Genomic DNA, 12339 nt, shown 5'->3' on the forward strand with positions numbered 1-12339 from the left:
TAAGAAGAGGAAAGTCCGAGCTGCAAAAGACAAGCATTCCATCTAACCGATGGCTAGGGCGACCTAAGGGAAAGTGCAACAGAAAGCAAACTACCGCGAAAGCGGGAAAGGTGAAACGGCGGGGTAAGAGCCCACCAGCGATTTTGGCAACAAAGTCGGCTATGTAAACCCAATGCGCAGCAAGAAGGGGTGGTTATCGTCTTTATTTTTAACCCTTCGCTTGATTTTGTTTGCGAAAACAAAACCAGACAAATGAGCATTCACGACAGAACTCGGCTTATCGCTATGCTTTGATGTAGTTGAGAGCCTTTTGGATTTTTTGAATTTCTAGGGCCTGAGACTCTTTTTTGGCGCTTAAGAGCGTGGAGGCTTCTTTGAGGAAGGCTTCGATCTGGGGTAAAATTTCACTCAAGCCCTCTTTTAAATTTCCCTCTTCGGATTGGTTTTTTAGGAATTCTTTGAGATCAAGCTCATCCAAAAGCCCCTCAAGCCTCGCGCTATCCTCATCGATGAGCGCGAGCTTGAACTCATCTAGCCACCTGTGGATTTTCATGCACTTCTCTCCAAGCCTCAAGCAGGGCCTTGGTTACCTTGATGACCTCATCGATCCTCTCCTCATTATTTTCTAAATTCGCCAAGGATAAGAGCTGAAGCTCACGCGTGTAAAGTCCGCTCAGATAGTGCGCGACCTCCCCGCCCCTTTTGTAGTCGAGATTGTTGATGAGCTCGATGAAGATGGCCGTGATCCTCTTGATGAAATACACCCTCTGCTCTATGTCCTCGTTTCTTATCGCGTGCTTTGCCCTTGAACAAAAGCGCAAGATCCCCTCATAAAGCATCTCAACAAGCCTCTGCGGGGACTCCATCCCGACTTGATTTTCCGAGTAGGCGTTGAAAGCGAGATTATTTTGCATCCTTCATCCTTGATCATTTGGAGTTGTTCATCGCGGCTATCATGGCGTTGACATTTTTTGCTTGCAGATCAAGCTTGGTCAAAATGCTCTCGTATTTTTTAAACTGCTCCACCATAGTGTCGTATCGTGCGTCGATGAATTTCTGCGTGGCCTCTTGGCTCTTCTTGAGCTTTTTGGTGTCGTTCGTCAGTCCCTCATCGTATTTGGTCAGTGAGCCTTTTTTGCCCGTCATATTTTTAAGCGTATTTTTAAGCTTAGCAAAAATTCCTTTCCCCTCGATAGGCTGAGCAGCGATATTCGTCCTAGAAAGGCCAAATTTCTTAAGCACTTCTTCTTTCCCCTCTATGCCAAAGTCCGAGCCATTTTCGCTGTGGAATCTAAGCTTAAAGCCGTTTTTAGTCCCATCTCTCGCTTCTTCCATTCTCACGGTCAAGCCCTCTATACCAAGGCTGTTGATATGAGCGACAAGGTTATTCATCCTCTCTGCTTCATCTTTTCCAGCGAGTTTGAAATTTGTGCCGTCCTTATTTTTACCTAAGTCATGCACTTCGCCGTTAAAGACGATTTTAAAATCACCCGGCTTGAAGTCAATATCTTGGTTTAAAGCCTGCTGCGCATCAATAAATTCACTCTTATGATCGATATCTTTATATTTGGTCGTGCCAGAGAAAAAGCTTTCCGCAAGATCTGGATTTTCCTTCATCTTTTTATCGAAGGTGCTTTTTGAGAAATTCAGCGTCCCCTCCTTCGTCATCGTGATGCCAAAGTCCTGCATCGACAGCATCACGGTCGCATTGACATCGTTGCCATTTTTGTCCTTGACCTTACCCACCACAGGCTGGGAGTCAAAGAGGACTGAGGTGATGTTGGAGCGGATGCTTGTTACCTCAGTGATGCCGTTTAGCACTCCTGCGGTTTTCGTGTCTGTGTTGTAGTCGGTCGCGACATTGAGGTTGGTTATGAGGTCGTTGTAGGCATTGACTAAGTCCTCCATAGCCTTACTTACTGCTTCGGTATCTTGCTGCACTTCAAAATTTACCTCGCCTACTTTATTCAGCGTGAGCGTAAGCCCTACGCCTAGGTCGGTTACGGTATTGCTAGGGCGTATCATCTTCACCCCATCAAGGGTGAATTCCGCATCGCCGGCGGTTTTAAGGTGATTAGTTTGGTCTTTTAGTCCATAGCCCTTTTTATTTTTCTCCACATCTTCAGGTTTTAAAGAAGTGCTAGTATTAAGCTCCCAGCCTAAATTTTTAAAGATATTTGAAGCTTCATTGCTTTCTTGATATTTCCATTCTTTTTTTCCTGTTTGTTGGTTAGTTACCTCCACCTTAGAACCCGGATAAAAGCTTATGGCATTATCCTCGCCTGTTTCTTTACTTGTGATGGTAAGGCGGTAGCCATCAGGCTTTTCGCCTGTGTTGATGACCTTAGCGATGATGTTGCCTCCACTTGCGGTGTTAATCTTCTCCGCTAGGTCTTTATAAGTCGTGTTTTTATCAATGGTTACTGTGTAGGCTTTTTCATTTTGGAAAAAGGTGATTTTTGTTTCTTTTGTTAAGCTTGTATTGATAAAGCCTGTGTCGTTATTTAAAGCCTTACTTTGATACACATCTTTTTCGGCAAGTTTTTTCACATCGATGTGCATATTTTGCACTGCCACACCAGAGTCTGCCTTAAGACTAGCGGGTGGGTTTTCTGTGATGCTTGCTATCACTTTTCTCGCTGCAAAAGCAGTCGCATCGCCTAGTGAAGAAACGGCAGTTTGAAAGGCTAAAAGCTTGGTTTTTATCTCCGTGAGGTCCTTTTGTATCGCGGTATTTTTTTCAATGCCCTTTTTATACAGGCTGAGTCGATGCGTCTCTTCGTGCTTTTTGAGCTGATCGATCTTATCTTGCGTCAAAAGTCCCGAGCCAAAGCCCAAATTTGAAAGTGTCCCTTGTGCCATCTCGCCCTCCTTTAGCTTTTCTTGTCGAAAATCAACCCTATCACATCCCTAAAATGCTCAGTCAAGCGCATCGCCTCCTCGCTTGGGATTCGGCGTATCTCCCTGCCCGTGCTTTTTTCCGTCACGCTAAGATACAAGGAATTGATCTTGTCGTTATAGCCAAAGTGCAAGTCCGCCCCCAGCCTCTCCATCTGCTCGTTGAGCTTTTTGGCGATGCTATCAAGCTGCTGGGCGTCAAGCTCCTGCTTTTCTTGCCTTTGCTCTTGCTGCGCTTTTTGCTGCGCCACCACCTGCTGCGTCTTTGTTTCGCTTGCTTTTTGTGTGTTTTGCAAGGCCACCTCAGCCTGCGCGTTTGTCTTTGATATATCCATCTTACATCCTTGTTTTTTTTTTTTTTGATAGTATCAAAAAAACAACTTAGTACCGCTCATATCGGCTAAAAAAATTTTTTCTTAACCCCCTCCGCTTGAGCCAATTTAAAAGCAAAATTCGTGCCAATTTTCACGCCGCGCGTTTTGCTCCCCCGCATCGCCCTCGCAGGGCAAAAGCTTTAAAAAATTTCAAATTTTTTAAAAATTTCCGCCTCATCCTCCAAAATTTTACGCAAGATGAGGCTATCCACCACGCTTTTCGTGCAGTCGGTCTGCTGCGGCCACTCCCGCTCATAGCCCTCAAGCTCCCCCTTTGCCGTAGCATCCACGCCCACTCTGCCCTCTTGGATGAAAATATCGCGCGCCGCATCGATGCAGTTAGCCACCCTCCACACCAGCATGTAGGGATTTTCTAGGCGATTTTGCGGGTCCAAAAACACCAAAATTCTAAAATGCTTTTTAAATTTCAAAAGTCGCTCAAAGCTCTGCTTGACTTGCTCCCGCTTCTCGCACAAAATGCACACGATGGGGCTTTTGCTTTCTTTGTAAAACTGCCGCAGTTTTAGCTCCACCCCAAGCTCCCGCTCAAAAAAGCCCCTCAAATTTTCATCCTCTAAAATTTCAGGCCCCTCCGCGTCAAAATTCTCAGTCGCATCAAGCCCCGCCTTTCCCCCAAAGCAAGCATCGGGTGAGGCGTGATCAAGCTGATCGCAAATGCCCTGAGAGATGAGAATTTTCCCCGCATCAAAGCGGTTTAAAATGTAAGGAATGATAGCCCCATAGTCCTCCAAATGCGGCGCGTCCTTGCCCACAAAAATAGCATGCTTGACAAAGCTCATCTGTCCTGCTCCCCAAAGCGCGTGCATGATTTGCTGCGCATGGGCGGGGTAGCGGGGGTCGATTTTGGCTAGGATGAGATTGTGAAAGACCCCATTTTCTGGCATTTTATAATCAAGCAAATCAGGCACGGTTGTTTGTAAAAGGGGTAAAAATATCCTCTCCGTCCCCAAGGCCATCACCCTATCCTCAAGCGGCGGCTTTCCCACCACCGTGGCCTGATACACGGCGTCTTTTTTCGCATAAATTTTCTCCACCCTCATCACAGGAAAAAGCTCCGGCGGGGTATAAAAGCCCGTGTGATCCCCAAAGGGGCCCTCAAGCTTAAAATTATCTAAATCCACCCAGCCCTCAATCACAAAATCACTATCAAAGGGGACGAAAATCCCATTTTCGCACGGGGTGAGCCGCGCGTTTTGCCGCTTAATGAAGCCATAAAGTAAAAGCTCAAATATGCCCTTAGGAAGTGGAGCTTGTGCGCACCAAATGTAAAGTGGATCGCCGCCTATCGCCACGCTCACGGGCATCCTAGAGCGCCCAGCCCTTTTATACTCGTGGTAAAAATGCGCCCCGTCCTTGTGAATTTGCCAGTGCATCAAAAGCTCATTTTCCCCGCTCACCTGCAAACGATACATACCAAGATTATTCTGCGTCCCATCCACGCTTTGCGTATAAACCTGCCCCATCGTGATGAAGGGCGCCGCGTCCTGCTCCCAAGTCTTTAAAATAGGAAGTTCCTTGAGGCTTTTGAGAATCTTGTGCGCATAAAGTGCCTTTGTTTTAGCAAGGCGACGCGGCGGGGCAAAACGCAGCCTTGAAATTTGGCTGAAAAAGTCCAATTTCGCCCTCAAAGTCGTGGGGATGTGAAGCTTAGTGAGGCTTGAAATTTCAGCCGCCACCCCCTCAAAATCACGCCCAAAGGCTAGATTGAGGGCTTTTTGAGAGCAAAAGGTATTCATCAAAACAGGATAAGCGTAAGCCCCTTTCCCCCTCACAGGCTGGGTAAAAAGCAGAGCTCTGCCCGCTTCAAATTTTTTCGCCTCGATGTAGGCGATGTGCGCCATTTCAAGCTCCACATCCACAGGCTCATCGATGATTTTTAGCAAATCATTCTCCCGCAAAAGTTCCACAAAACGCCTCATAGCATAGCCTCCGCTCTTTTTAAAAGCTCCCGCGCGCCCTGCTCTAAAAATTCATCGGCTAATTTCGCCCCAAAGCCCACCACCTCGCTTTTTGATAGCACTTTTTTCTCGCGTAAAATTTCGCTCCCATCGGGCAGTCCAAGCACGGCTCGCACGGTGATTTGCCCTCCTGAAAATTCGGCATTGATGCCGATGGGCGCTTGACACCCTCCCTCTAAAACACGCACAAATTCCCGCTCTATCATACTCTCAATCATAGCTTCTTCATCATTAAGACACTCAAGCAGGGCTAGAATTTCGCCCTCGTCCCTAGCCTCAATGCCCAAAATCCCCTGCGCCGCGGCGGGGACTAGCTCATCTTTACTAAAAGGCGCGATGAATTTTACCGCCCCCTCAAGCCCCAGCCTTTTCACCCCTGCCATTGCTAAAACGATGGCGTCAAATTCCACGCTTTTTAGCCTTTCAAGGCGGGAATTAACATTGCCACGCAAGGGGAGGATTTGCAAATCCGGACGCAGGGCCAAAAGCTGCATTTTGCGCCGCAGGCTTGTGGTGCCGACTTTCGCGCCCTTTGGCAGGGCGGCTAAATTTGCATAACGCTCGCTCAAAAAGGCATCACGCGCGTCCTCTCTTTTTGAAAGAGCGGCGAGAACGAGGCCGCTAGGTAAAAGGCTGGGGACATCTTTGAGGCTGTGCACGGCTAGCTGCGCGCGGCCCTCCAAAAGCGCGTTTTCAAGCTCTTTTGTGAAAAGTCCCTTACCGCCGATTTTAGCAAGAGGGCTATCTAAAAGCGCATCGCCCTTAGTTTTAAAGCCCTCAAGGCTCACTTTTAACCCGTGCGTTTTTCTTAAAATTTCTGCCACAAATTCACTCTGGCATAAGGCTAGCGGACTTTTGCGTGTGGCTATGATGAGTTTTTGCATGCTTTTCCTTTATAGTAAATCCTCAGGCGCGAAAAGCCCTATATTTGCTTCTTTTAAGCGCCATTTATCCGCTATTTTTATAGCGACTTTTTCTAAGACATCGCGTATTAAATCCTCGCTAGGCACTACGCCATTTTTCATCATCGGTATGCACTCAAGGCAAACATCATCAAAGCTCACGCTCTTATTTTGCCTTTGCATAGACCTAAGATAAGAGACGATGAAATACTGCGCCCTTTTTTCTATGGGGATATTGTGGCTTTTTAGCTTCGCGCCTTTTTTAATGTGGTATTTCTTGCTCTCTTTATCATAGTCAAAATTTTCATTGATAAAGGGCGTTAAATCCACATAATCTTTTGCCAAGATATGCAAATACCCAAGCTCTAAAGCGTTTTTATTGATCTCCCCATAAAGCGTTTCTAAGTCCGCCCCGTCATTTTTGACGATCACGGCCTCAATGTGATTTAAGGCTAAATTTAAAACATCCTCCCCAAGCTCTACCATAGTCAAATGCTTAGGGTCTTTTACCTTTTTAAAATACATTATAAGTTGTCCGCTTAACACGGTAAAAGAATATTGCCTTTTTTTAAAGCTCGTTTGGCCGTTACTCTGCCTTACGCTTCCTACATACTCAAAGCCTAGCTTTTGTGCCTCTTCGACTAAAATTTGCCAAAGCTGCAAGTCTTGATGCTGAAAGACAAAGGCAAGCCACCTATTATATTTTAGCACCCTATACATTTCTTTAAGACTTGCTATCATAAGGTTTTTATACTCTTCTCTACCCTTATCTAAGCTTCCCTTCTCTATACACTCTTTTTTTCTCGTGCTTAAATCGACCTCTAAATCAAGCCACGCATTCCACATCGTGCTTAGGTCTAAATAAGGAATTTTAGCCCCATATGGTGGGTCGGTGTAGATGAAATCCACGCTTTCTTTTTGTATCTCTTTTAAATTCGTAGCGTCCGCTTGAAAAATTTTATCGCCATCAGTCTTTTCATAAAAAGCGTTGGTCCTAGCTAAATCCTCTTTTGCCATCCTTGGCTCTAAAAAGCTATATTTGAAATCTTTTATCACGCTACTTAAAGGTCTAAGATACACTTCATAAAATATAAGCGAGTCCTCAAGCTCTTTTTTGCCCTTTATCACGCGTTTGATTTTATTTTCAAAAATTTCGCTTGGGTTGAGAAAATCAGGTTTTGGAGCTAATCTATAACGGTAATATCTAGTAATTGCCGAAGCGGGTCCGCCCTTTGGTGCATTGTGATAAGTTAAATTGATAAGGCTAAGGGTATTATAAAACCCAAGCATCAACGAAACCCTAAGCCTCTTTCTTTTCTCCCAAAGCTCCTTATCCCTCGTTTTTGCCGTTTTTTCAAAGATGAGCTTTCTAAGAAGGGCAAGCTCAATTAATTGCAAGGGGCTAAAAAGCTTTAAAACGCTCTCTACATCACTACCCTTAGGTAAAAGCTCATCTTTAGGTATCCATAAGGTTTTTTGCAAAGCCCCACTTGCCACCTCGCCAAAGTCCTCGCTTATAGCGTTTGGGTAGTATTTAGCCCCCTTTAAAAGCTTTTTTGCTTCTTTTTCATCTTTAGGACGCGTGAGATTAAATTCCTCAATAATCTCTTGCGTCAAGTCCCAAAGCTCGCCCAAATTTATCTTAGTCGTCAAAGCCTTTGTCATAAAGATAGAAAGCGGATTAAGGTCGGTATGAATCCCCTGCCTGCCGTTCATCATGGCCTCCACCGCCGTTACCCCGCTGCCTCCAAAAGGATCAAGCACCACATCGCCAAGGCTTGTAAAATGCGTGATGTTTTTAGCCACCACATCCCAGCTTTGGCGCGTGAAATACGCCGTGCAGCCAAAATGCCTCGCCTTGGCTTGCTTTTGCGGGATGCTGATGCTTTCAGGCAATTCTTTCTTAAGATACCACGCATCATCCTTTGTATTGATAACATAATGCGGCCTTAAATCAGGCACTTCCGTGCTCAAATAATTCTTTAAAATTTCAAAAAGATAGCCCTCGCTTAAAATTTCACCAAGCTTATAGTCCAAAATCAGCCCCTGACTCGTGCCAAAAAGCTTAAATTCCAAGCCATTGCAAAGGGCGTAAAAAGGCGCCCTGAGCGCGTCATTGATCGCGTAGTAATAAACCTGCGCCTCGTTTTTGCTGCCCTTGTTGATGTTTTGATTGGGCGCTTTGGCGTCTAGGACGCAGTGTGCTTTGGAATTTAAAAAGAGTATGTAATCAGGCGTGATAAGATCCTTGACCTTAGAATTGGAGCCCGTGATGGTAGGGCGGCTTATGTGATGGGAGCGTAGCAGCTCAAGCGGAGCGTTTTTTTCTAAGCCCTTCTCCACAAAGCCAAGCCTTTCCAAAAGCGGCGCGATGAGCTTTTCACGCACGGAGTCCTCTTTAAAAGCCGCACGAAATTCTTTATCGTTTTGAAGTTTTTCCAACCATTTCATTGTCATCCTTACTTAAATTTAAAAAATGCACCATCTGGCCAAGTGCGATGGAGCTGTCATTGCAAGGATAGCGAAGTGGGACGAAAAAGACGAAATTTTTACGCTTTAAAATTTCAAGCAGGGTTTTGTTTTGAAAGACGCCGCCGCTTAAAATGACCTTAAATTCCTCCCCCACCTGCCCCCGCAAATCCTGCGAAAACCGCACAATAAAGTCCGCCAAAGCATTGAAAAAGCCTGTCACCGCCCTGCCCTTCTCATCCCGCAGCGCCCCCAAAACAAGCTCTCTAAAATCCACCTGTCCGTCCCTAAATTCAAGCGCGTAAGAAAAGTCTAAATCCGCATCATAAAAACGCTCGCACAGTAAGCCAAGCTCGGCCTCATAGCTGATTTTTTCCGTGCCAAAAACCAGCGCCGCAAAGCCGTCAATCACACGCCCGAGCGAACTCGTCCAAAGACTGGAAGCGCGGTGGATTTTTTTGAGATTGGACAATTTTTGCGGCGGGATTTTTGCTAAAAATTCCCCCGCCTCCTCCTCCAAATCATAATGCCAAATGAGACTCAGGGCCAAATTTTGCACATTTTTCACATCCGCATTGATGAGCTTAAAGCGCGCAAAATGCCCCACCCGCTCATACGCCTTCAAATTCGCCCACAAAAGCTCCCCACCCCAAACGCTCCCATCCTCCCCATAACCCGTGCCATCAAAAATAAAGCCCAAGGCCTTCTCGTCAGGGTCAAAATGCTCTTTAAATTCAAAATAGGCCGCACAAAAATGCGCGTAGTGATGCTGGATTTTAAGAGGCCCTTCGAAGGCCTTTGCGGCGTGAAAATGCGGGTGGGCATCGCATAAAATTCGCTCAAAATCAAGTCCGTAATTTTGCGTGAAAAAATCCAAGCTTTTAAAAAATCTCTCCTGCGTCCTCACGCCCCTCAAATCGCCGATGTGGCCGCTAAGCAAAAGCCTGTTGGCGTAAAAAATCACCCACTCGTTTTTAAGCTCGCTACCCAAGGCTAAAAAATTCCCACCACGCTCCCCATCACGCTCTCCAAGTCGCCCCCCCTCATACGCCACATAAGAGGGCCTAAAAGCCCGGCCCATGCGCAAAAACATGGGCTTTTCGTCAAAAATTTGCACGAGGCTATCATCGCTGGGATTGTGGATTTCCCTCTCGTGGCTTAAGACAAAGTCAAAAACGCCGCTGAGCCTTTCTTGCAAAATTTCATCGCGATGAATGATGCTCTCCCCGCTTAAATTCGCGCTGGTCGCCACCAAAACCCCGCTAAAATGCTCAAAAAGCAAAAGATGAAAGGGCGTGTGGGCTAGCATGATGCCGATTTTATGGATATTGGGCGCGATGAGAGGGAGGGGGGATTTTGCGCGCAAAAGCACGATGGGCGCTTCCTTACTCGTAAGAATTTGCGCCTCGATTTTGCCGATGTGGGCGAGTTTGCGCGCGGCACTCAGATCCGGGCACATCAGGGCAAAGGGCTTGGCGGGGCGGTTTTTGCGCGCCCTTAAATTTCTCAAAGCCTCATCGTTGAGGGCATCGCACATCAGGTGAAAGCCGCCGATCCCCTTCACGGCTAGGATTTTCCCCTCCCGCAAAAGCCGCGCCGCCTCCACAAAAGCCGCGCCATCACGAGCTAAAATCGCGCCCCTTTTGTCTTTGAGAAAAACGGGGATTTTGCACTCAGGACAGCTCACGGGCTGGGCGTGGAAGCGGCGATTTTTCGGGTCCTCAAACTCGCTTTTGCAAAAGTCGCACATTGGAAAGGCCGCCATCGTGGTGTTTGCCCTGTCATAAGGCAGGGTTTTGATAAGGGAAAAGCGCGGTCCGCAGTGGGTGCAGATGATGAAAGGATAGAGGTGGCGGGGGTTTTGGGGGTCGTAAAATTCCTCCCTGCATGCCTCGCATAGGGCGAAATCGCTCAAAATGGGCGTGGTTTTGGCATCGTCGGCGGAATTTTCAATGACAAAGCCCTCGTTTTTCTCGGCCCAAATTTTTGTGATTTTAAGGCTATCGATGCGCGCAAGGGGGGGGAGTCTGTGCCTTAAAATGCGGACGAATTCCTCGCACTTGGCCCCATCGCAAAACAAAACAAGCTCCACCCCAAAGCCCGAATTCCTCACCCAGCCGCAAAACCCAAGCTCGTGCGCTATGCTATGGGCTAGGGGGCGAAAGCCCACGCCCTGAACCAGCCCTGAAATTTCAAGCCTAAATGCAAAGTGGGACATGGCTTGTTTGGCAATTTTTGAGATGCTTTAAGGTATTTTTCAGCAAGGAAGTATGGCGAAAAAGCGAACCACTGATGATGGCACTTTGCACCTGATTTTTCTCCCGCAGCTCATCGTAAAAATCGCGCAGGAAAAAGGCCAGACTCTCCACTGCCCCGTAGGCGATATTTTCAGCCTCAACCCCCGCTAGCTTAAAGCTCATCGCGCTCCTTAGCGTGCGCGTATGATCAAGGCTCTTATCCTCGCGCAAACGATAGTCAATCTTCACCCCGCGGGGCATCTTTGTCCCATCGGCCACTTCCAAAAGTCGCCGCCCAGCGCCCACAAAATCCTCACTAAGCCCCAAAATCCTGCCCAAAATGCAAAAAAGCGAAAAGAAATTATTTTTCACCTCAAAATCCTCGTTTAAAAGGGGGAATTCTTGCTGGTAATTTTGCAAAAGTCGCGCTCCAACCGCATCCTCGTTGATGTCGGCGTAGAGCGTTTGGGAATTTTGCGGCAGGGTCAATTTGAGCAAATTGAAACTCTTATCAAAAAGCAAAAGATCCTCATAATCCTCGCTAAGCTCCAAAATCAAGGCACTTTCTTCAAGCGTGGAAAGCAAATAAGAAAGGCGCGCCATGTTTTTGTCCTCTTTGGCAAAAATCAGCTCCCTAGCCTCACGCCTAATGAAGTCAAATCCCCGCAAAATAAGCGTCCGCCCCTCAAAATTCAAAAGCTCAAATTCGTCTTTAAAATTTTGCAATTTTTTCACGCTTAAAAATTTAAAATCCTGCCCGTAAAGCTCGTGGCCAAGGGCAAAGCTGAACAAATCCTCGGCCATTTTGACGCGAAAATCCTTAGTGCCCAGTTTGTGATTTTGCCTGAAAATCGCACTGAATTTAAGCCACATCAAAGGCTTTTCAAGGCTGGCTAAGAGCTTGAGTTTTTCATTGGAGCAAATGAAGGCGGTGGGGAGGGCTTTGATGTCGCAGGGCATTAAAAAATCGCCCTTCAAAACCCCATCGTATAAAGAAAGCTCAAAAATTCCCCTGTGATTTTTGAGATAAATCGCCCCCCCGCTTGTGAGAATTTCAAGCGCGCTCCTCAAAAGGGCGGCAAAATTTTCCTCGCGCACCGCTTTAAAACTATCGCCATTTGGGGAAAATTCCACCGCGCAAAAAACGCCCCACTCGTTGGCTTTGAGGGTCTTGTTTTGCGTGTAGGCTTGGGTGTTAAAATGCGTGATGAGGGGGACTTTTTCGCTTTCAAAGGAGCGTTTTTGTGGCTTGAAATCCTCCCCCGCGCGCACATCAAAGCCCTGCAAAAAAACGCTATGACTGATCCGCTCCAAGCACTCACAAAAGGCGACAAGCTCCGCCTCGTCCCCCTTGATTTTTAGCAGCAAATTTTTTCCGCTAAAACTTAAATCATGGGCATGATTTTGCGCGTAAAAATTCAAAAGAAAGGCTAGATTGTCGTTATCTGCGTTGTATTGAAAGTCAAATTCCAAAACCATC

Annotated in this window: 9 protein-coding genes and 1 other RNA gene; 1 reads left to right on the plus strand and 9 read right to left on the minus strand. The window is 46.7% G+C overall.

Features of this window, described 5'->3' with window-relative positions; genetic code table 11:
- Positions 1 to 296, plus strand: an RNA gene (rnpB, locus tag Q4A73_RS02055) — RNase P RNA component class A; the annotation flags it as partial.
- Here the strand turns inward: rnpB and Q4A73_RS02060 are convergent.
- The 9 genes from Q4A73_RS02060 to Q4A73_RS02100 form a co-directional block, all read right to left on the minus strand.
- Positions 284 to 547, minus strand: a complete 264-nt coding sequence (locus Q4A73_RS02060; RefSeq protein WP_368492643.1) for a hypothetical protein — start codon at positions 545 to 547, stop codon at positions 284 to 286. The two genes, rnpB and Q4A73_RS02060, sit on opposite strands and share 13 nt — an antisense overlap.
- Positions 528 to 914, minus strand: coding sequence for a flagellar export chaperone FliS (gene fliS / locus Q4A73_RS02065; RefSeq protein WP_303205776.1), 387 nt, complete (start codon positions 912 to 914; stop codon positions 528 to 530). Before fliS ends, Q4A73_RS02060 begins: the two co-directional genes overlap by 20 nt.
- A 13-nt stretch (positions 915 to 927) precedes the next feature.
- Positions 928 to 2862: a flagellar filament capping protein FliD gene (gene fliD, locus Q4A73_RS02070; RefSeq protein ID WP_303205777.1), complete on the minus strand. Its 1935-nt coding sequence runs from the start codon at positions 2860 to 2862 to the stop codon at positions 928 to 930.
- A gap of 11 nt (positions 2863 to 2873) precedes the next feature.
- Complete coding sequence (locus tag Q4A73_RS02075) at positions 2874 to 3233, minus strand: FlaG family protein (protein ID WP_303205778.1); 360 nt, start codon at positions 3231 to 3233, stop codon at positions 2874 to 2876.
- A 179-nt stretch (positions 3234 to 3412) separates the two neighbouring features.
- Positions 3413 to 5212 carry a menaquinone biosynthesis decarboxylase gene (locus tag Q4A73_RS02080; protein ID WP_303205779.1) on the minus strand — a complete coding sequence of 600 codons (1800 nt, stop codon included), beginning with the start codon at positions 5210 to 5212 and terminating at the stop codon, positions 3413 to 3415.
- Positions 5209 to 6135, minus strand: coding sequence for a hydroxymethylbilane synthase (gene hemC / locus Q4A73_RS02085; protein WP_303205780.1), 927 nt, complete (start codon positions 6133 to 6135; stop codon positions 5209 to 5211). The genes Q4A73_RS02080 and hemC overlap by 4 nt, the downstream gene beginning before the upstream one ends.
- A 9-nt stretch (positions 6136 to 6144) precedes the next feature.
- Positions 6145 to 8604: a DNA methyltransferase gene (locus Q4A73_RS02090; RefSeq protein ID WP_303205781.1), complete on the minus strand. Its 2460-nt coding sequence runs from the start codon at positions 8602 to 8604 to the stop codon at positions 6145 to 6147.
- Positions 8573 to 10840, minus strand: coding sequence for a carbamoyltransferase HypF (gene hypF, locus Q4A73_RS02095; RefSeq protein WP_303205782.1), 2268 nt, complete (start codon positions 10838 to 10840; stop codon positions 8573 to 8575). Before hypF ends, Q4A73_RS02090 begins: the two co-directional genes overlap by 32 nt.
- Positions 10821 to 12338, minus strand: coding sequence for a hypothetical protein (locus Q4A73_RS02100; RefSeq protein WP_303205783.1), 1518 nt, complete (start codon positions 12336 to 12338; stop codon positions 10821 to 10823). Before Q4A73_RS02100 ends, hypF begins: the two co-directional genes overlap by 20 nt.
- Between the last annotated feature and the right edge of the window lies 1 nt (position 12339).

This window comes from Campylobacter sp., assembly GCF_030528245.1.
Classification (GTDB): Bacteria; Campylobacterota; Campylobacteria; order Campylobacterales; family Campylobacteraceae; genus Campylobacter_D.

Excerpts from the sequence above, each read along its gene's own strand:
- fliS (WP_303205776.1), bottom strand. The coding sequence starts at position 914 with ATGCAAAATAATCTCGCTTTCAACGCCTACTCGGAAAATCAAGTCGGG.
- fliD (WP_303205777.1), bottom strand. The coding sequence starts at position 2,862 with ATGGCACAAGGGACACTTTCAAATTTGGGCTTTGGCTCGGGACTTTTG.
- Q4A73_RS02075 (WP_303205778.1), bottom strand. The coding sequence starts at position 3,233 with ATGGATATATCAAAGACAAACGCGCAGGCTGAGGTGGCCTTGCAAAAC.
- Q4A73_RS02080 (WP_303205779.1), bottom strand. The coding sequence starts at position 5,212 with ATGAGGCGTTTTGTGGAACTTTTGCGGGAGAATGATTTGCTAAAAATC.
- hemC (WP_303205780.1), bottom strand. The coding sequence starts at position 6,135 with ATGCAAAAACTCATCATAGCCACACGCAAAAGTCCGCTAGCCTTATGC.
- Q4A73_RS02090 (WP_303205781.1), bottom strand. The coding sequence starts at position 8,604 with ATGAAATGGTTGGAAAAACTTCAAAACGATAAAGAATTTCGTGCGGCT.
- hypF (WP_303205782.1), bottom strand. The coding sequence starts at position 10,840 with ATGTCCCACTTTGCATTTAGGCTTGAAATTTCAGGGCTGGTTCAGGGC.
- Q4A73_RS02100 (WP_303205783.1), bottom strand. The coding sequence starts at position 12,338 with ATGGTTTTGGAATTTGACTTTCAATACAACGCAGATAACGACAATCTA.